Origin of the sequence: Gottfriedia sp. NPDC056225, from assembly GCF_042267765.1 — a bacterium.
Lineage (GTDB): Bacteria > Bacillota > Bacilli > Bacillales > Bacillaceae_G > Gottfriedia.
This window is the reverse complement of the sequence record NZ_JBHJTJ010000031.1, coordinates 23,240-44,309: the sequence shown is the minus strand read 5'-3', so window position 1 is coordinate 44,309 and position 21,070 is coordinate 23,240. Positions and strand designations below refer to the sequence as shown.

Below are 21,070 nucleotides of genomic sequence, written 5' to 3'. Positions count from 1 at the left end.
TATTTGAAAGAAAAATGAATGTCTCTATTTATCTTAAATGACCTTGGAGGAAGACAATGAATAAGCATGTGCAAAGACATAAGATTATAAAAGGGTTAACAATATTGGCTTTATCAACTAGCGTAGTTTTTGGTTCAATTGGTCAAAATTCAATTGTCACAAAGGCAAATAGTTACTCAAAAGCGGAGGATCTACTTGCTAATTTAACTTCAGCTCAAAGAGCAGCCTTACACCAGTTATCAACGACTGATGAAACTGGACTTAAAATTTCTTCAGATATTAATCTATCGTCAGCAGTGCAAACTCCTGTCATAGTTGAGTTTGTTAATAAACCGGCTAAAATTGCTAGACTCGAAGCCAGTATTGAAGGTAAACAACTGCCTGAAGCTGAAGCGAATAATTTAGTTGAACATGATCATGAAACATTTAAACAAGATCTTCAACAGTTAGCTGATGATAATAAAAAAGTAGATTTTAAGATTAAACGTACATATAAAAATGCGTTTAATGGTGTTTCAATGAGTTTGCCAGCTAATCAAATTAGTAAACTATTAAAATTGAAAGCAGTAAAGAAAGTTTGGAGTAATCAAAAATTTACAATTGATCCACCCCCTGAAGATGACAAAAGTGGTTCACTCAAAACGGACGAGTCCAACATTGCAAATTACACGCCATTTGATGGAGTAGATCGCTTACATGCTGAAGGATTTACGGGAAAAGGAATAAAAATCGGTATTTTAGATACAGGAATTGATTACAACCACCCTGATTTAAAAGACGCTTATAAGGGCGGTTATGACTTTATTGACAATGATAATGATCCGATGGAAACAACTTATGAAGATTGGAAGAAATCTGGAGAGCCAGAATTTGATGGAACATCAGCTTATTATACCGAGCATGGCACCCATGTAGCTGGAATAATCGCCGGACAAGGTGTAGCAGATAGTGAATATAAAAAGGTTGGAGTAGCGCCTGATGCAGATATTTATGCATATCGTGTACTTGGACCATACGGTGGTGGTGACAGTGATGGAATTATTGCAGCAATTGATCAAGCTGTAAAAGATGGTATGGATGTCATAAACATGTCATTAGGTGCGACAATTAATAATCCTTTATTCCCTACATCTATCGCTGTAAATAATGCTGTGATTAGTGGAGTGACGACTGTTGTAGCCGCTGGAAATAGTGGCGATAATATGTACACAGTTGGAGCCCCTGGAACAGCAGCATTAGCATTAACTGTTGGTGCTTCTTCAGTAGCAATCAATCTATATCAATACGCTGGAGTAAATAACAATAAAAATTACTTATTAAGGCAAATGGCTCAAAACTATTTAGATGACTTAACGACATTAAAAGGTAAAACATATCAACTTGTAGATGTAGGATTAGGTAATATGTATAATTTTACAGGAAAAGATGTTAAAGGGAAGATTGCCTTTATAAAACGGGGATCAATTGCTTTAATGGATAAAATTAAAAATGCAAAAGCAAACGGTGCTGCTGGAGTCATTATGTATAATGATGAAGCAAATAAATCAGAAGGTGCCATCAAAGAGTTATTAGGTGAATCGATGGACGCAATTCCAACCTTTTCAATATCTAATGAAGATGGCTTATCGATTTCTGCTTCAATAAAAGAAGGGAAATCAGATTTTACATTTGGTGATTTTTCAAAGCTTCAAACTGCATCAGATGATTTAGCTAATTTTAGTTCAAGGGGACCATCTAGGATTAATTATGATATTAAACCTGAACTGACTGCACCAGGCGTTTCAATACTTTCTACAGTTCCATTTTACATCAACGATAAAACTGTGGATGGTACAAAAGCAAAGGATTATCAATTTGCATATGAGCGCTTATCTGGTACATCCATGGCAACACCTTATGTTACTGGGGTGTCTGCTTTATTACTTCAATCGAATAAAGACCTCACCCCGTCTGATGTGAAGTCGATTCTGATGAATACGGCTGATCCATTGTCAAAAGCATATAGTGTATTCGAGGTGGGAAGTGGTAGAGTAGATGCGTATGAAGCTATTCATTCGAATGTGGAATTAATAGTAAAGGATAAAACACCAAATATGATTAACGGTAAACAAAAATTCATTGAGGAACTGACGGGTGGAATGAGCTTTGGATCATTTAGTTTTAATGACCAAGACATTTCTGACTCTAGAAATATTACATTAAAAAACCGAAGTGAAAAAGCTAAAACATTTAATGTTAATGTTAAATTTCAAACTGGTCAGAGAGGATCAAAAGATGCTGCATTAAATAATGTAACGTTGTCAGGACCTACTTCGATAAAATTAAACGGAATCAGTCAAAAGTCTGTTAAATTTGATTTGAACATTCCTAAAACAGCTGAAAAAGGAACTTATGAAGGATATGTAGTTTTTACAAATAATGAAGATCAAACGGAGCAATATCAAATACCGTTCGGAGTGAGGGTAGTCAACGAGGGAATTGAGTCATTTAAAGTAGAGAATCCATTATTTTCAACTGACTATTCATGGCCAGAAACTATGGTTCCATTTCTCGGTTTCTCATTTGAATTAAAGTCACATCTGAAAACTTTAGATGTAGTCATCCAAGATCCAACTACTGGACAGGATCTTGGATTAGTAGGTTCATTTGATGCTTTACAATTAAATGAAAACCAATCATATTTTATCCCAAGAGGGTTTAGTACTGTTTACTATCCATTTACTGGAGATTCAAAAAATCCAATTAGTAGTGAAACGGAGACGATAAAAACGGGACATTATAAGTTAAGGTTAGTAGGTTCTAATGAAAATGGCAAAATATTTTCAGCAGCTTCAGATTTCTTATACGAACTTGGAGCACCATCACTTACAAGCAGTTTTGATCATTTAGAACAAAAAGTAATTGAATATAATAATAGTCAATTAGATTCAAACGGACAGTTTCTATATGATTTTAACATTAATGTAAAAGATCCAGAAGTTGAAGAGGCCAATCGTTATGGTATATCTGTTGATCAATCTAGTAATTCAGTTGTATCGTTTTTTGGAGGATTTCCTGCAAATCCAATAAACACTGACAAAAACGGAAATTACACTGATCAAATTCTAGTTAACAGTCAATTTCAACCATTACAATTTCAATTTTATGGTATGGATGCTGCGAAAAACCCATCTGCTGACGCTTCAAATATGTTAAAAGTAGTTTTCGTGGAAGATACGTACCCATACTATTATTTAAAAGCAAATAAACAAAATATCACGACGGGTGATACGGTTAATTATAGCGTTCGTTCAAATAATATTAAAAACTTAAAAACAACCAAAATTTCATTACCAGTTTTTTCAGATCAAGCTGAAATTGAAAATGTGAAAGTGAATGCCGCCGTTAAGCAATATGGTGAAGCAAACGTTACAGTAACAACGGCACCAACAAATTGGCCAGATGTACTCCAATACACATTTACTTTTAATTATTTAGGTAATAAACAACTTCCTGAGGATTTACAATTATTTAATTTCGATATAAAAACATTAAATAAATATATGGTAAGTACCCCGTTCTCATGGCATCTCATTAATTCTACGACAATTGATCAATCAAATGTTGAGACGGGAAATGTTTATACTTATATGGAAGGATATAAAACGAAAACAACAATTTCGAAATTAGAAGGTTCTTTAAGTTTAGAAGGTACAATGGATCCTTCTACTAGTCAAACTAATGTTAATTTAGATCAAAGGTCATTAGGTGCAAAAGTTACTGTTAGTTCATATGACAATAAAACGATTGTCGAAGCACCAATCAATAATCAAAATGGTGTATTTGAAGCTGATGGTTTTAAAGCTGAAAAAAATGATTATACAATAAAAGTAGATGTACCTGGTCATTTTACAATGTACAAACAAGTCAATTTATCTGATGAAGTAAGAGGAGAATTGGTTGGTAAAGATCTACTTGTAGCAATGCCAATTGCTGCCGCAGGTGACTCAAATAAAGATAACGTAATTGATATTTTAGATGCGTTAGCTGTCCAAACATATTGGGGTACAAATAAAGCTACTGCAGACTTTAACTTTGATAAAGTAGTAGATAAAAAGGATATGGATTTTATTATTAAAAACTTCGGACTACAAAATAAAACTGTTCAAGTTGTACCGAAAGCGAAGACTACTTATAAAGGTGAAACGTTAGACAGTATTTTGGAAAAGTTGGGTTTAAGTAAATAGAAAGACATATTAAAATAATTGGTGGAGAAAAGGACTCATGGAATAATTCGTGAGTCTTTTTTATTGATCACAGCAAATTAAAGGATTGATGACTCACTTTACAAAAATCAAAAACAATATCAAGGTTAAAATAACCTAATAAATTATTGGGAGGGATGACATAGTTTTTGTAGAATTTTATCTACTTATGACATGATATAAAAATAAAGACAAAAAGGTAGTAAGATTCATAATTTAAGAAAAAAAAAGAAAGATCTCCTTGAAGAAAACCTTTAATTGAAATAAAGTAACTGAGTCTAAAATAAATAAATTGAGTAGATTTTAAAATCAATCAGTTGGTTTTAGATGAAAGGAATAGATTATTTCTTGGTTTAATCATGTTTTGTTGTTGGCACGAATTTTGCTTAAACATTATTAGGAAGATGATATAAGTTTTACTCATGTATTCCTATCATAGATGGTTCGGAAATAGGAGGTGCTTTAGAAGAAAAAATTCAAATTTCTTAGTCATTCGTTTTAAGAGCAACTAGAATTTTGTTTAAAAATGTATTTAAGTGGAAGATGAATATCAAAAAATGAGACAATCTTCTATTTTACTTTTAATGAGAATTCTATGGCCATTAAGCTCGGCTGTTCTTTGTTTAGTTTCTGTAGTGATTTTTAGGAGTTATTAGAAAATGAAAAGGTTTACAAGTTTATGCTATTTTAGTAGATATATTTTTCTATTATTTCGCTTTATTTTTTCTGAATATTCTAAAAAAAGGTGGGTCAATATGGAATCTAACAATGAAAAAGGGCAGTTACAACGCACCATGAAAAGTAGACATTTATTTATGATTTCACTCGGTGGAGTAATTGGTACAGGTTTATTTTTAGGTTCTGGTTTAACCATTAATCAAGCCGGACCAGGAGGAGCAATCGTTGCCTATTTATTTGGTGGATTGGTTATGTATCTAGTGATGGTTTGTTTAGGTGAACTTTCTGTCTCGATGCCAGTAACGGGTTCATTTAAGACTTATGCTACCAAGTATATTGGGCCAAGTACAGGGTTTACGATTGGCTGGATGTATTGGCTTAGTTGGGCGACAACGGTTGGTTTGGAATTTACTGCAGCTGGAATGTTGATGAAAAGATGGTTTCCTCATGTACCGGTATGGATTTGGTGTCTTGTGTTTATAATTCTTTTGTTAACCCTGAATATTCTTAGCGTAAAGGGCTACGCTGAAACAGAATTTTGGTTTGCAGGAATTAAAGTATTTGCTGTTATAGCGTTTATTCTGATCGGAGCGGCTACCGTTTTTGGGTTTGGTAGTAAAGGTCATTCCGCTCCAATGTTTACTAATTTTACGAATGATGGTGGACTTTTTCCACATGGTTTTTCATCAATATTTACTAGTATGATGGCGGTTGTTTTTGCATTTCAAGGGGCAGAGGTTGTTGGAATTGCGGCAGGTGAAAGCGAAAAACCAGAAAAGACTCTTCCAAAAGCAATTCGTAGTATCATTTTTCGAGTACTGATTTATTACGTGTTAGCAATCATGGTTTTAGCAGCTTTAATTCCGTGGAGGCATGCTGGTGTAGTTGAAAGCCCATTTGTAGCAGTTTTTGACAGTGTAGGGATCCCTTATGCTGCAGATATTATGAATCTTGTTATTTTAACAGCACTTCTTTCTGTAGGAAATTCTGGATTATATGTTTGTTCTCGAATGCTTTGGTCGCTTTCAAAAAGTGGTATGGCACCTGCTGCATTAGGTAAAGTGAATTCCCGAGGTGTTCCGGCTAATGCAGTATTGTTCAGTCTGTTGTTTGCTTTAGTATCGTTGCTGACAAGTGTAGTATCTGCAGAGACTTTGTTTGTAGTCTTGCTTTCTGTAACGGGACTAGCAGGTACACTCAGCTGGATGGCAATTGCGTTATCTCAATTCAATTTTAGAAGACAATACATTAAAAACGGTGGAGATGTAAAAGATTTAAAGTACAAAGTACGACTCTTTCCATTAATTCCTATTTTATGCCTTGTTCTATGTGGAATTTCTATTTTATTTATGGCATATGATCCCACGCAGCGTTCATCCTTGTATGGCGGATTAGGGTTCATGGGTGTAAGTTATCTTTATTACTTTATACGTCACGGAAGAAAGAAAAATAAGATGGGCATTAAACAAGATCATGGGGAGGTACCTGTACAATAAAGTATTGATATCTTTCACACTTTTTTGAGGCATTATGACTAGTTAAAGATTAAAATTGAGCTCAATGATTCATATAATTTAACGGATAATGTGGAGTGTATTTACTAAAATTTACTTAAAGGAGCCGGAAATCTATGAAAAAACCTTATCTAGTTGTCGAGTGGAATGATAATGAAACAGATGCAAAAGGATGGTTAGTAGTACATAATTTTGTCAAAGGGTACGCTGGCGGTGGAACAAGAATGCATCCTACAGTGACAAAGGAAGAAGTAGAACGTTTGGCAGAGGCAATGGCTTATAAATATATGGCTTCAGAAAGTGTAACTACAGGCGGTTGCAAAGCCGGAATTGCTTATGATTATAAAGCTCCGGATGCGTATGATGTATTAAGGAGATTTTTAATTGCGATGATGCCATATGTTGAAGCAGGAGTATCCTTAGGAAGTGATTTAGGTACGAAGTATGAGGATGTACTTAGAGTATTTGATGAATTTAATGTAGGAATACCTTTAACTAAATCGATGAAGGAAAATGCAAATGTTCAAAAAGGAATAATAGATTTTAATAATTTACTAGCTTCTAAAATAGATTGTTTCCTTCTAAATGATGCAGTAACAGGCTACGGTGTTGCATATTGCGCAGATGAAGCGTGGAAGTTTAAAGGTAAAAATAAAGAAGCAAAAGTAGTTATTCAAGGATTTGGATGCGTTGGAGCAAGCTGTGCGTTGAAATTATCGCAATTAGGCTATAAAATTGTCGGGATTTCGGATGCAAATCTACTTGTTACTTGTGAAGAGGGATTAGACGTTCAAAAATTAATTGACCACAAAAATTCACATGGAGAAATGAATCAGGCGTTTTTTGAACCGAACTATGTGGTAAGAAGTAACTCAGAATGGCTTGATGTAGATTGTGACATTTTGATTCCTGCAGCTTTAGAGGATGTAATTAATGTATCGAATGCCAATAAAGTAAAGGCGAGTTTAATTGTTGAGGCTGCAAACATTCCAATCTCTGCTGAGGGAGATAAGATTATCAAGCAAAGAGGGATTGATGTGGTGAATGATTTTGTGGCGAACTTAGGGGCAATTAGATTTTATGATGCCGTTATTTTTGGATTAGTAAAGCCTGATCCAAAGGCTGTAATAGATGATATTGAAAGATTAAGCAGAAAAAATACATTTAACCTATTTAATGAAGCTCAAAAGCAAAATCGATATCAAAGAGATATTGCTTGCGACCTGTTTGAGCCAACTGTTAGAGATTTGATAGAGTGCTAAAATAACAAAATTAAAAATCAATATAGTTTTAGAAAAGGGGTTTCTCATATATTGGGACACCCCTTTTCTTTTTGGACGGGTTTTAAATACGAACAAAATATGAACTATATTGATAAAGTTGTGAACTTCGTTGATATAATGCTGATTCTCGTTGATATAATGCTGATTCTCGTTGATATAATGCCATTTCTCGTTGATATAATGCTGATTCTCGTTGAAATAATCCAATTTCTCGTTGATAAAACAATTTTGATAATCCCACTTTCAGCTTCAAAATGTTTAATGAGTTAATTTTGACAGTTTTGAGTGAAATTTAGGTTTGTTTTTCTCTATTTAGGACTGTAATAACTATCTACGGAGGAGTTTTTAAGTTGGCATGGGTTTTGCATTATGAAAGATATAAAGAAAATGAGGGACAATCTATCCCTTTAATTTTCTAAATACAAGCAACTCCAGAAGTTATACCCATTTTAATTGCCTAGTAGAGACTAGTAAATTGGCGGAGGAAAAGTAGATGAAGAGGTGATCAAATTGTCGGGGGCATTACATGGTGTCAGGATTATTGATTTAACTAGAGTGCTAGCTGGTCCCTTTTGTACGATGATCCTTGGTGATCTAGGTGCTGAGGTAATCAAAGTTGAAAGTATTAGTAGTGGGGATGAGACAAGGGGGTGGGGACCTCCTTTTGTAGAGGGAGAAAGCGCATATTATTTATGCGCCAATCGAAATAAGCAAGGCATTACATTGAACTTAAAATCTAGTCAAGGTAAAGAAGTGTTACGAAAGCTTATTTCAGAAGCGGATGTTGTCGTCCAAAACTTTAAACCCGGCACATTAGCAAAACTAGGTTTTTCTTATGAAGAAATGAAAGAGATTAAAGAAGATCTTATTGTTGCGTCAATAAGCGGATTTGGTAGCAAAGGACCTAACTCTTCACTTCCTGGATATGATTATATCATTCAGGCAATGTCAGGTTTAATGAGCATTACTGGCGAGAAAGAATCCGAGCCAACAAAAGTGGGTGTTGCCATTTCAGATGTATTAACTGGCTTATTCACATGTGTTGGAATTCTTGCTTCTTTGCAACATCGAAATCGTACAGGTGAAGGACAGGAAATTGACATTTCACTATTTGACTCTCAATTAGCTGCTTTAGTTAATGTGGCTAGCAATTATTTATGTAGTGGAGTTGTTCCTGAACGATTAGGGAATTATCATCCTAATATTGTACCTTATCAAGTTTTTTCAGCTAGCGATGGTGAGATGGTGATTGCAGTTGGAAATGATAATCAGTTTAATCGATTTGCGTTACTTATTGAAGAACCGATTTTATTAGATGAATCATATAAGACAAATGCTAGTCGATTACAGTATCGAAAACAAATTGAAGAATTAATTTCAAATAAAATAAAAACAAAAAGTAAAGATGAATGGAAGGCCCTTTTAGATAAAAATGGTATTCCAAATGGACCTATTTATAACGTAAGTGAGGCCCTGCAGACTGAACAAGCTATTTCAAGGGAAATGGTGTTAGAAGTAAATCATCCAACAGTAAAGGATCTAAAGTTAGTTGGTTCACCTCTAAAATTATCAAAAACACCTGTTGAAGTTTTAAGGCATCCTCCATTGCATGGAGAACACACTGAAGAAGTAATGATTAAGCTTGGTTATTCACAATTAGAAATAGAGGAAATGAAGCGAAATAATACAATTTGAGGAGGAAATAAAATGAATTTTTCATTAACAGAAGAACAAAATAGTGTAAGAAAGGTAGTTAGATCATTTGTAGATCGTGAAATTATACCGTTCATTAAGGAATGGGATGAAAAAGGACATTTTGAGGCTAATATTTTAAAACGTCTTGCTGAGTTAGATCTAATGGGCGTATGTATTCCTGAACAATATGGTGGAGTTGGAATGGATTATAATACTTTAGCAATCATATGCGAGGAATTAGAGCGAGGCGATACGGCTTTCCGTACGGCTGTTTCAGTACATACCGGATTAAATAGCATGACTTTATTGCAATGGGGAAGTGAAGAACAAAAGAAAAAGTATCTTGTTCCTCAAGCACAAGGTAAGAAAATTGGGGCATTTGGGTTAACTGAACCAAATGCAGGTTCTGATGTAGTAGCAATGGCGACAACAGCTGTAAAAGATGGGGACAGTTATATCTTAAACGGTTCAAAAACATGGATTTCTCTCTGTGATGTAGCTGATCATTTCTTAATTTTTGCAAAAACAAATCATGATTTAAAGCATCATGGCATTTCTTGTTTTATCGTAGAACGTACTTTTGAAGGAGTTTCTACAAAAGCGATTAAAGGAAAAATGGGAATTAGAGCTGGAAATACTGGAGAAGTATTTTTAGATGATGTAAGAGTACCTGCTGAAAACTTATTAGGATTCGAAGGTGAAGGATTTAAAATTGCAATGTCTGCGCTTGATAATGGAAGATTTACTGTTGCAGCTGGTGCTTGTGGTTTAATTCAGGCATCACTTGAAGCTAGCGTAAAATATTGTAATGAGCGAAAAACATTTGGTAAAGAAATCGGAAAACATCAATTAGTACAACAAATGATCGCTAAAATGTCTTCAAATCTTGAAATCTCACGTCTATTAGTCTATAAAGCTGGATGGTTAAAAAATAATGGAAAGCGTAACACTAGGGAAACGTCACTAGCAAAATGGATTTCTTGTAACGCAGCAAATGAAGCAGCAAATGATGCTGTGCAAATTCATGGCGCATATGGATTTTCAAATGAGTTCCCGGTAGAGCGTTATTTAAGAAACTCAAAAGCGCCAGTAATTTATGAGGGAACAAGAGAGGTTCATACAATTATGCAAGCTGAATATGACCTTGGTTATAGAGAAGATAAGGTTTTAAGAAAGATGCTTCCAGCTTGGCCATTTGAAGAGGTTAATGTAGAGACTGTTAAAGCTTAATAAAAAATTCAACTAGCTAATAGATAGCTAGTTGTATAGGAAGACTTTGCATAGTAGAAGGGAGTGCTGAGCAATGAAAATTAGTGGAGGAAAAGCTGTCGTCAATGTTATGGCAAAGGAAGGGGTAAAAAAAGTTTTTTGTGTACCCGGTGAGAGTTATCTAGGAGTAATGGATGCGTTATATGAGCATCCAGAAATTAGCTTGATTTCAGCTAGGCACGAAGGCGGAGCTTCATTTATGGCGGAAGGCTACGCAAAAGCATCTAGTGAAGTTGGCGTTTGTATGGCAACTCGCGGAGTAGGAGCCTCAAACTTGGCAATTGGCATACATACTGCCAGTCAAGATTCTACGCCACTAGTTGCACTTATTGGACAAGTGGAACGCCCATATAAAGAAAAGGAAGCATTTCAAGAGGTTAATCTTGTTGGGATGTTTAGCCATTTGTGCAAATGGACAGTAGAGATTGATCGAGTAGAACGAATTCCTGAGCTTTTACATCGTGCATTTCATATTGCTCGTTCAGGTCGTCCTGGTCCAGTGCTAGTTGCATTACCTCATGACATGCTAGAAGACACAGCCGAAATGGTAGAAATTCCGGTCTATCAGTCTCAGCCAACTCGGCCAAATAAAGAGAGCGTTTTGCAAGTAGTAGAAATGATTCAAAATGCAAAACGTCCGATTCTTATAGCAGGCGGAGGTGTCATTCGTTCGCAAGCTGTTCCTTTATTAGTTAAATTTGCTGAAACACTACAAATACCCGTAGTTACAGCATTCCGTCGTTTTGACGCGTTTCCAAACTCACATTCTTGTTATGCAGGATGGCTTGGTTTTGGAACACCGAAGTATTTACTTGAAGCGATTGACAATGCAGACTTAGTGATCGCACTAGGCACAAGATTTTCCCAAGTAGGAACGCAAGATTATTCATTACTTTCAGGAAAAGGGAAACTGATTCATATTGATATTTCTGAGGATGTATTCGGAAAAGTTTATGCTCCGTCTGTGGCAGTTACAGCTGATGCGAAAGCTTTTTTAGCTGAGGCAGTAGCAGTTGCTTTATCTACGCCTTTAACTTCAGATGAATTGCGAGTAGAAAAGCTACATAACGAATACATGAACTTTTCAAAAGTGAAAGAAGATTACACAGATGAATACGTAGACATGGATGGGCTTATGCATGACATAGTCGCGCATCTTCCTAAAGATACAATTATTACAAATGATGCAGGGAACTTCTTTGGATGGCTCTCTAGGTACTATCGTTTTGAACATGAAAATACATATGTCGGACCAACATCTGGAGCAATGGGGTACGGGTTACCTGCTGCTATTGGTGCAAAACTCGCACAGCCACATAAAACAGTAGTTTCCTTCTCAGGAGATGGGGGCTTTATGATGACACTACAGGAAATCGAAACAGCAGTACGGTACAACATTCCGGTCATTTCAATTGTAGTGAACAACAATTTGTATGGAACAATTCGTACGCATCAAGAAAAGCATTTTCCAGATCGAGTAATTGGAACAGAGCTGACAAATCCGAATTTTGCTGAACTTGCAAAATTATTTGGTGCATACGGTCAGAAGGTTGAAAACAATGCCGATATTGCACCAGCACTACAAAGAGCATTATCATCAGGCCGTCCAGCTGTAATCGAGGTTGTAACAAATCCGAAAATTTTATCTGTTGGTCAAGATAAGTCTAAAATGAATTTACTTTATAGCAAATAAAGTAGAATGTTAGCAATTGGCATTATTAGTATAAAAATAATCTAATTGGGGGAAACGACATGCGTTTTGCAAATTATATTAATGGACAATGGAAACAACCTACTTTAGGAGAGTATCGTGAAAATAATAGTCCTCACGATGGTGAGTCATTAGGCGAATTTCCATCAAGTACAGAAGAGGATGCACGAGAAGCCATTATTGCGGCCAAAACGGCCTTTCAGTCGTGGAAGAAACTTTCCTATCAACAACGAGCTTCGTACTTACAAAAAGCAGCAGATCTACTAAAAGCAAAAGTCCATGAAGTAGGGCGTGATTTAGCACTTGAAGAGGGAAAAACACTTGCTGAGGGTATTGGAGAAACACAACGTGCTATTAGCATCCTTGAATATTTTGCAGGAGAAGCTAGGCAGCCAGTTGGAGAAGTGTTTCCTTCTGGTAATACAAATACATTTTTATACACAACTCGTACACCTATCGGGCCAATTGGATTGATTACACCTTGGAATTTTCCAATCGCAATACCTGTATGGAAAATGGCTCCTGCACTTGTTTACGGAAATACGGTAGTTATTAAACCAGCGGATCTGACACCAAAATCAGTATATCATGTCATACAAGCTCTAGATGAGGCTGGTATTCCAGCAGGTGTTGTAAACTGTGTATTTGGTAGAGGATCAGTTGTGGGAACAGAATTAGTTGAACATCCATTTATTAAAGCTATTTCATTTACAGGCTCTAATCAGGTTGGAAATCAGATTCAGCAGAAGGCGACAGCAAAAGGAAAGAAAGTTCAGATGGAATTAGGTGGGAAAAATCCGCTTATTGTTCTTGCAGATGCAAATATCGAAAAAGCAGTTGAAATAGCTGTGAGCGGTGCATTTAGATCTACCGGCCAAAAGTGTACAGCAACGAGTAGAATCATTGTGGAAGAATCAATTTATGAAACATTTCGTGACCAACTTGTAGAACGTACGAAGACATTAAAAGTTGGTAATCCACTTGATGACGATACATTTGTTGGTCCAGCTGTTTCTCAATTACAACTAGACAGCGTGCTTGCGATGATAGAAGCAGGTAAGGACGAAGCAACGCTATTATATGGTGGTGAAGTTCCAGCAGAAAATGATCTGAAAAATGGTTTCTATGTACAGCCTACTATCTTTGAAAATGTCTCACAAGATGCTCGTATTGCACGAGAGGAAATTTTCGGACCAGTTATAGCGCTTTTTAAAGTGAAAAACTATGAAGAAGCGGTAGATATGGCTAATGATACTGAATATGGCTTAAGTGCGGCAATTTGTACAAATAATTTTACAATCGCACAGCGCTTTGTTGAAGACATTGATGTTGGGCTAGTGCATGTAAACAATGAAACAGCAGGATCAGAGCCACAAGTACCATTTGGAGGCTGTAAAAATTCAAGTACAGGCTCTCGTGAACAAGGAAAGACAGCAATCGACTTTTATACACAGGTCAAAACAGTCTATATGGATCAGGTATAATTCGCTCAAAATAGAAATACCCGGCTATTTACCGGGTATTTTCTATTTTTCAAATTTAATTGTAGAAGTCTAATTCACTACAATACTTCCGAACTAGCCTCGCTGCTTTTGACTGACTGATTTCTAAATCATCTGCTACTTTTCTTGTGTTCCTATATTTTGTATAGGAATTAATTACAATGTTTTTCTCAACTTCTTCTAGTGAAGCTAGTAGCGAGCAATCGCTATTTTCTTCATTGACTGAACTTTCCTTTTTATTTTCTATTAATAGATTAGTTAAATCCTCGACTTTTATAATGCTATCACTTGTTATGACGAGGCTTTCAAGCATATTTTCTAATTGTCGTATATTTCCAGGCCATGAATAGTTGTATAAAGTATTCAAAGCTTCTTCAGAAATAATTGTATTTAAGTTGTGTTTTCGATTAAATTCAGATAGAAAATGGTAGGTTAGTGGAATGATATCTTCTTTTCTTTCTCGTAATGGTGGAATCTTTATATTAACGACATGAAGGCGATAATATAAGTCTTCTCTGAATTCCTTGTTTTGTACCATTTCATATAAGTTTCGATTTGTTGCAGAAAGAATACGGATATTGACTTTTTTAGATTGTTTACCTCCAATTGGCATAAATTCAAATTCTTGAATAACTTTTAGAAGCTTTGCTTGAACTTTTGGTGATATATCGCCAATCTCATCTAAAAATACAGTACCCCCATCTGCAAGTTCTAAAAGTCCCTGCTTGCCACCTTTTGTTGCCCCAGTAAACGCTCCATCTCTATATCCAAAAAGTTCTGATTCTAGTAGATCTTCTGGAATAGTTGCACAGTTTAAAGATAAAAAAGGAGCTTTATTTCGATTGCTCTTTTGATGGATATATTTTGCGATTACTCCTTTTCCTGTACCAGATTCTCCTTGAATTAATACGGTTGCATCTACTTTTGCAACTTTTTCACAAACCTTAACAATATTACTCATTTCCTTGTTATTCGTAATAATATTATTTTTATAAATCGCTGCTTGATCAGCTTCATTTATTTCCTGTTCATCAGGTATGTATAAATCTTTATAGCTTGCATCCTGTGAAGTTGTGATAATTAGCTCAATTTCTTGCTTCTCATTTAGTACAGGAATGGCTGTTGTGATGATTTCTTTTCCAACATAACTTATTTGTTTCATTATGACCGTTTTCTTTTCCTTCAGTAAGCGTGGGAGAATAAGTGGTTTCCAATATTCTTTTAAAATTAATTCATCGTTTGATTTTCCTACTACATCCTTTAGTTTGATGCCATAATGTCTTTCACAAGCTTTGTTCATGTACACAATACGGGCGTCTTTATCAAGTACATAAAATTCATTAGGAGAATTGTCCAATATTTTTTGTAGTATCTCATTACTAATCTCAATTTTTATTTTGTCATTTGTTATATTTGTCAAAACTAAAACCTCCTCTAAAAACAGTGTTAATCTCAAAAATAGTAAGTTGAGTTAAAATTGACTGAATTGAGTAAATTATAAGATAATTATTATGGTTTGAAAATAGATAAATAGTGTTATCTCCATACATACAACGAAATCCAATATTGGCATAATTCTTGCTTAAGTTAATTAATAAAGGAAGGATTAAGTTTCAACTGAAATCCAACTAATCATAAAGCTAAAAGGAGGAATCATTATTATGTCTATAAGGGAAACACAAACTTTACAAACTTCATTGCCGTATAAAACGTACGTAAGCCAAGAGATATTTGACACAGAAAGAAAAAAAATCTTCAGTAAAAATTGGATATTTGTTGGCCATACTAGTCAAGTTAAAAATGTTGGTGATTTTTTCACTTTTGAGGTTGCTGGCGAATCTATTTTAGTTACACATGCTAATGATGGTAAAATACGCGCTTTTTATAATATTTGCCCACATCGTGGTACAAAGGTGGAGCAGAGTGAATCAGGAAATAAAAAAATTCTGCAATGTATTTATCATGGCTGGACATTTAAGTTGGATGGGCATGTAAATCGTGCTCCAAACTTTAAAAATATTGATTTAGGAGAATATAACTGTTTGAAGTCGATTCAATTAGAAATACATCGTTCTATGATCTTTGTAAACTTAAATATGGAAGCTCCAGCATTTTCTGTTGAATATGGAGAATTAGTAAACGAACTAAGTCGTTACCCTTTTATGGATTCATTACAATTAGTAAAAGAAAACCGACGCCTGATTAAGGCTAATTGGAAAGCAGTTGTTGATAATTTTTTAGAGTGCGATCATTGTCCAGTTGCACATCCATCATTTTCGAAAACATTTGATTTATCGAATTATAGCATCGTTCCTTGTGATAAATTCTCTTACCAATGTTCAAATGTAAAAAACCAGGAGGAAAGCTTAACACGTTTCTACTGGATTTGGCCAAATATGATGTTGAGTGTATATTCTGGTAGTGGAAATATGACGACAACACAACTAATTCCTATTGATGCAAACCAAACATTGGCAGTATATCGCTATTTCCTTATGAATGAAGAAATTTCAAAAGAAGAAGAGGAAATGATTAAATTTGTTGATCAAGTGCGAGAAGAGGATTTTGATTTAGTAGAATTATTGCAATCTGGTTTACATTCTAATGCATTTGAAAATGGTATTTATTCACCTACTGAGAATGCGATGCAACATTTTCACGAGATGATTAAAGAAGCGATCGAGTGATATTGGAGTTCTTTTAGGGTTGTAAAAATGATAGATTCCTATTCGTTGTTTAAATTTTAAATTATAAGCGTTTTAAAAAGCTAAGTATTTATAGTTTTCCTATTGATAATACTCGGCTTTTCTTTTTTGTTCGATACTTTGAAAGCGTTTTATTTTATAGTTGTTGTCTTAATCTATCAAAAGTATTTTTCATATTTATCTAGTCTCAGGATAAAGAAGGGGAGGGTATCGAATGAAAAAATTACTGTACATATTAAGTGCGATACCAGCTATTGGATCGCTCACGGTTATTAATAAAGTCGAGCCATATGTTCTTGGAATGCCATTTGTTCTCTTTTGGACGATTCTATGGGTTTTTCTTACATCAATATTTTTATTAATTGTGAATAAGTTAGATCCTGCTAATAAAGGGGGCGAGCAAGAGTGAATTCCGCACTAATCATAATTCTTGGCTTTTTAGCTTTATCCATTTGGTTAGGTTTACAAGCACGTAAAGGTAAAGAGATGACTTTTGAGCAGTGGTCAATTGGTGGACGAGGTTTTGGTTCTCTTTTTGTGTTTCTCTTGTTGGCAGGAGAAATGTTTACGACGTTTACATTTATGGGGGCATCGGGAAGTGCTTATTCATTTGGAATGCCAGCAGTATATGCCTTTAATGCCTTTTATTTTATTGTAGCTTATTGGCTGTTACCGCCAGTCTGGAAGTATGCAAAAGAAAATAATGTTGTATCACAATCTGATTTTTATACGAAAAAGTATAATAGTTCAGCACTAGGAATTCTCGTTTCAGTCATTAGTATCATTTCTATTATTCCATATTTAACAATGCAATTGAAAGGGTTAGGTATTATTGTTTCAGAGGCATCTTATGGGAAAATCCCGCAGAGTATTGCGATTACGATTGCTGTCATTACGATCACAATTTATGTAACAGTTTCGGGCATTCATGGTTCTGCTTGGACTGCTGTTATTAAGGATACTCTGATTTTATTTGTTGTCATCTTCGTAGGAATCTATTTTCCTGTACATTATTACGGTGGTTTTCATCCAATGTTTGAGGCAATCCAAACTGCTAAACCTGATTTGATGTTATTTCCTGAAAAAGGTTTAAGTGTATCTTGGTTTATTACAACTAGTATTATGTTAGCCCTTTCATTCTATATGTTTCCACATATGCTTATGGGGATTTTTTCTTCAAAGAGTGCAAAAGCACTTCGTTGGAATGCAGCTTTTATGCCAATCTATCAAATTATAATTGTCTTTTCTTTATTTGTTGGATTCGCTGCAATTCTTCAAGTTCCATCTTTAAAAGGTGGAGACGTAGATTTAGCATTATTTAAACTCGCGAAGATTTCGTTTGATCCTTGGTTTGTAGGAGTAATTGGCGCAGCAGGAGCATTAGCAGCATTAATACCAAGTTCATTAGTCTTAACATCCGCCGCTACAATATTATCTAAAAATGTTTACAAAGCGTTGAAACCAAATACAACAGATGACCAGCTTATTAAACTAACTCGAGTATTAGTACCTATACTTGCACTAGTAACACTCTATTTTACGTTAAATGGTGGCGATACAATTATGACACTGTATATTATGGCATATAGCTTTATGGCGCAGTTGTTCCCAGCATTGTATTTTAGTCTTTGGAAGAAGAATCCAGTAACAGTTCAAGGAGCGGCTGCCGGCATTATAATCGGAGTTGCAGCAGTTACTTATTCTACAACAACTGGCACAACGTTAGCGACTCTGTTTCCTTCGTTTCCTCATGTCATACAAGATATTGATGTTGGTTTAGTTGTAATGGTTATTAATTTTGCAGTAACGCTAGTAGTAAGTAGAGTTACAAGAAAGACTAAATTTGTAGCAGAAAAGAACGATCGAATGCTTACTAATTTTCGAGAAAATGTTTAAGGGTGTATTTTAGGAGAAAGGAAGTGGTCAATTATGACTCAATTTAAGCACCTATTCTCACAAGTGACAATTGGAAATACCGAACTTAAGAATAGAATTTTATCGACAGCACATCAAACTAATTATGTAGAAAATGGCATTCCCACTCCTGAAATGACTGCCTATCACGTTGCTCGTGCGAAGGGTGGAGCAGGACTTATTATTCTAGAAGCGGCTGCTGTTCACTCTTCGGGCATGCTTACTTCTCATACGATTGCAGGGTTTGATGAAAAAGTGATACCAGCATACACAGAAATCGCAAAACAACTTCATCAATATGGGACGAAAGTGTTTAGTCAACTATTTCATGGCGGTAGAGAAGTCGTATCAAGCGATTATCGTAATGCTGCTTGGGCACCTTCTTCAGAGCCAAGTTTTCGCTTTGGAATAATGCCTAGACCAATGAACATTGAAGAAATTAAAGATGTTATAAAAGGGTATGCTTATTCAGCCTTATTAGCTAAAAAAGCCGGTCTCGACGGAGTAGAAGTTTGTTGTTCCCATGGTTATTTACCAGCTCAATTTTGGTCGAGCCATACTAACCGTCGAACTGATGAATACGGGGGAACCTTTGAAAATAGAATGCGTTTTATTGTAGAAATATTACAAAGTATTTGGGATAATGTTGGCGAAGATTTTACTGTAGGTATTCGAATGAGTGCAGATGAAATGACAATGGACGGAACAAATGTAACAGACGCGGTGAAAATCGTTGAACATTTAGTTGAAAATGTTCGAGTAGATTTTATAAATGTAACATCTGGTGACTCAAGTACATACGCAGGATCAACTCATATAGTTCCACCTTCACCAATCAAACATTCTTATAATTCTGCACATTCATTTAAAATTCGGATGGCTGGTGCGGTTCCAGTTTTTGTCGGTTCCCGAATTATCGACCCTATAGAAGCAGATAAAATAGTTGGTTCTGGTAAAGCGGATGTTGTCGGTATGACTCGAGCTTTAATCGTTGATCCTGAATTACCGAATAAAGCAATGAGTGGAGACCTACATTCAATTGATGCGTGCTTAGGATGTATACAAGCTTGCATTGGTCACTATTCTAAAGGTTTGCCAATTGGATGTGTGCAAAATCCGATGGCGGGTAAAGAAAAAGAATTATTACCACTTGTCCAAAGCGTAAGAGCAAAGCAAAAAGTGCTTGTCATAGGTGCAGGACCTGCTGGTTTACATGCCGCTTTAACAGCAGACGGTGAAGGGCATGAAGTAATCCTGGTTGAACAGAGTGATGAGATTGGCGGATTACTAAGAAAAATGAGAAAGGCTCCTATGCGTCATGAAGTAGCTGAAACGATGTTAGACAATTATATAAGGAAGCTATCTAATAGTAAGATTGATGTTCAACTTGGCAAGAAAATTACTTTTGATAAAATATCAGAGATAAAACCAGATGTGATTATTTGTGCAGTAGGATCTAGACCATACTTTCCACATGTAGAAGGCATCGGTGATCCACGAATCATAACAGTAGATGATCTTTTCAGCGGAAATTCTATACAAATTGGAAGACGCGTATTAGTCTTTGATTTAATTGGTGATTGGCCAGGTATAGAAGCTGCTATCCACTTAAAGGAAAAAAATCACGATGTTACCTTGTTTTCTGCTAAGGTACATATAGGAAAAGAATTACATTCATATTTAGTAAATGAATATTTAAAAAGACTCTACCAATTAAAAGTAGACGTTCGCCCGCATTTTGATTTTGGCGGTATTCATAATAATCAAGTCAAATTGAGAAATCTTTTTACGCATGAGACGGAATTAATAGAAAAGTGGGATACGATTGTACTTGCAATGGGGCGTGTACCTAATTATGAGTTGTATGAACAAGTGAAACATATGGCTCCAGTCGTTAGACAAATAGGGGACTGTCTTGCTCCACGTACAATTGAAGAAGCAACGTACGAAGGATTGACATCGGCTCTTGAAATAGGAGTTGTTTCTTCTGGAGTTCATGTATAAGTGACATAGACTAAAAAAGTACCTGATCAAAAAAGATTAGGTGCTTTTTCTAATTGTTGAAAAAAGAGTTTCTCAAATTAGTTTCTTAAATAAAAGATCGAGTAGTTTTACATGGAATAGTAAATAAATGAATTATAGTTGATAAAAAAAAGTACTCTATCTACATTGGAAATGATGTGACAGTTGCTCACGGTGCGCTTATTCATGGCCCTTGCTATATTTCTGACAATGTATTCGTTGGTTTTAATACGATCGTTTATACCGCAATTATTGGAAAAGGAGCATTTATTTCTTATAATGCAGTCGTTACAAATGGAGTGCAGATTGCACCAAATGAGTTCGTGCCACCTGGAGCTAATATTGATTCTCAAGAAAAAGCGGACGCACTTTCTAATGTACCAAAGGATAGTAAGGAGTTTGCTGCTGAAGTTCAACGAGTCAATCAGGAATTCCCGGCATCATATCATCTGTTATTTGGGAAAAATCGTTGCTCATGCGGTTTGGCTTGTGAGTATCATTAGGCTGTGAAATACTTATGTATACTTAAAGGC

At 35.4% G+C, this 21,070-nt stretch carries 14 protein-coding genes; 12 read left to right on the top strand and 2 right to left on the bottom strand.

Features of this window, described 5'->3' with window-relative positions:
• Window positions 1-56 precede the first annotated feature (56 nt).
• From ACFCYN_RS17950 to ACFCYN_RS17940, 3 genes are all read left to right on the top strand, one after another.
• Window positions 57-4,226, top strand: coding sequence for a S8 family serine peptidase (locus ACFCYN_RS17950; RefSeq protein WP_375950773.1), 4,170 nt, complete (start codon window positions 57-59; stop codon window positions 4,224-4,226).
• 773 nt (window positions 4,227-4,999) lie between these two features.
• The gene (locus ACFCYN_RS17945) at window positions 5,000-6,418 is read left to right on the top strand and encodes an amino acid permease (RefSeq protein ID WP_375950771.1); all 1,419 of its coding nucleotides are present in this window, start codon (window positions 5,000-5,002) and stop codon (window positions 6,416-6,418) included.
• A 134-nt stretch (window positions 6,419-6,552) separates the two neighbouring features.
• Window positions 6,553-7,698: a Glu/Leu/Phe/Val family dehydrogenase gene (locus ACFCYN_RS17940; RefSeq protein ID WP_375950769.1), complete on the top strand. Its 1,146-nt coding sequence runs from the start codon at window positions 6,553-6,555 to the stop codon at window positions 7,696-7,698.
• Window positions 7,699-7,780: 82 nt separating this feature from the next.
• Here ACFCYN_RS17940 and ACFCYN_RS17935 read toward each other — a convergent pair whose 3' ends face one another.
• Entirely contained in the window at window positions 7,781-7,945 is a 165-nt protein-coding gene (locus tag ACFCYN_RS17935; RefSeq protein ID WP_375950768.1) for a hypothetical protein, read from the bottom strand.
• A gap of 284 nt (window positions 7,946-8,229) precedes the next feature.
• Between ACFCYN_RS17935 and ACFCYN_RS17930 the strand changes: the two genes are divergently transcribed.
• The 4 genes from ACFCYN_RS17930 to ACFCYN_RS17915 all read left to right on the top strand — a co-directional run bounded on the left by ACFCYN_RS17930 (window position 8,230) and on the right by ACFCYN_RS17915 (window position 13,878).
• Window positions 8,230-9,414, top strand: a complete 1,185-nt coding sequence (locus tag ACFCYN_RS17930; RefSeq protein ID WP_375950767.1) for a CaiB/BaiF CoA transferase family protein — start codon at window positions 8,230-8,232, stop codon at window positions 9,412-9,414.
• A 12-nt stretch (window positions 9,415-9,426) separates the two neighbouring features.
• The gene (locus tag ACFCYN_RS17925; protein ID WP_375950765.1) at window positions 9,427-10,644 is read left to right on the top strand and encodes an acyl-CoA dehydrogenase family protein; all 1,218 of its coding nucleotides are present in this window, start codon (window positions 9,427-9,429) and stop codon (window positions 10,642-10,644) included.
• Window positions 10,645-10,717: 73 nt separating this feature from the next.
• Complete coding sequence (locus ACFCYN_RS17920) at window positions 10,718-12,376, top strand: thiamine pyrophosphate-dependent enzyme (protein WP_375950763.1); 1,659 nt, start codon at window positions 10,718-10,720, stop codon at window positions 12,374-12,376.
• Between the two features lie 59 nt (window positions 12,377-12,435).
• Window positions 12,436-13,878 (top strand): aldehyde dehydrogenase family protein, encoded by a 1,443-nt coding sequence (locus ACFCYN_RS17915; RefSeq protein ID WP_375950761.1) that lies wholly within the window; start codon window positions 12,436-12,438, stop codon window positions 13,876-13,878.
• Between the two features lie 55 nt (window positions 13,879-13,933).
• Here the strand turns inward: ACFCYN_RS17915 and ACFCYN_RS17910 are convergent, their stop codons facing one another.
• On the bottom strand, window positions 13,934-15,316 hold the full coding sequence (locus ACFCYN_RS17910; protein WP_375950759.1) for a sigma-54 interaction domain-containing protein: 1,383 nt from the start codon (window positions 15,314-15,316) through the stop codon (window positions 13,934-13,936).
• Window positions 15,317-15,557: 241 nt separating this feature from the next.
• Between ACFCYN_RS17910 and ACFCYN_RS17905 the strand changes: the two genes are divergently transcribed.
• From ACFCYN_RS17905 to ACFCYN_RS17885, 5 genes are all read left to right on the top strand, one after another.
• Window positions 15,558-16,583 carry an aromatic ring-hydroxylating oxygenase subunit alpha gene (locus ACFCYN_RS17905; protein WP_375950757.1) on the top strand — a complete coding sequence of 342 codons (1,026 nt, stop codon included), beginning with the start codon at window positions 15,558-15,560 and terminating at the stop codon, window positions 16,581-16,583.
• Window positions 16,584-16,815: 232 nt separating this feature from the next.
• Window positions 16,816-17,010 (top strand): DUF3311 domain-containing protein, encoded by a 195-nt coding sequence (locus ACFCYN_RS17900; RefSeq protein ID WP_172445515.1) that lies wholly within the window; start codon window positions 16,816-16,818, stop codon window positions 17,008-17,010.
• Window positions 17,007-18,497 (top strand): sodium:solute symporter family protein, encoded by a 1,491-nt coding sequence (locus ACFCYN_RS17895; protein ID WP_172445514.1) that lies wholly within the window; start codon window positions 17,007-17,009, stop codon window positions 18,495-18,497. Before ACFCYN_RS17900 ends, ACFCYN_RS17895 begins: the two co-directional genes overlap by 4 nt.
• A gap of 33 nt (window positions 18,498-18,530) precedes the next feature.
• On the top strand, window positions 18,531-20,519 hold the full coding sequence (locus ACFCYN_RS17890) for an oxidoreductase (protein WP_375950755.1): 1,989 nt from the start codon (window positions 18,531-18,533) through the stop codon (window positions 20,517-20,519).
• 176 nt (window positions 20,520-20,695) lie between these two features.
• Window positions 20,696-21,040, top strand: coding sequence for an LbetaH domain-containing protein (locus tag ACFCYN_RS17885; RefSeq protein WP_375950753.1), 345 nt, complete (start codon window positions 20,696-20,698; stop codon window positions 21,038-21,040).
• Window positions 21,041-21,070 lie beyond the last annotated feature (30 nt).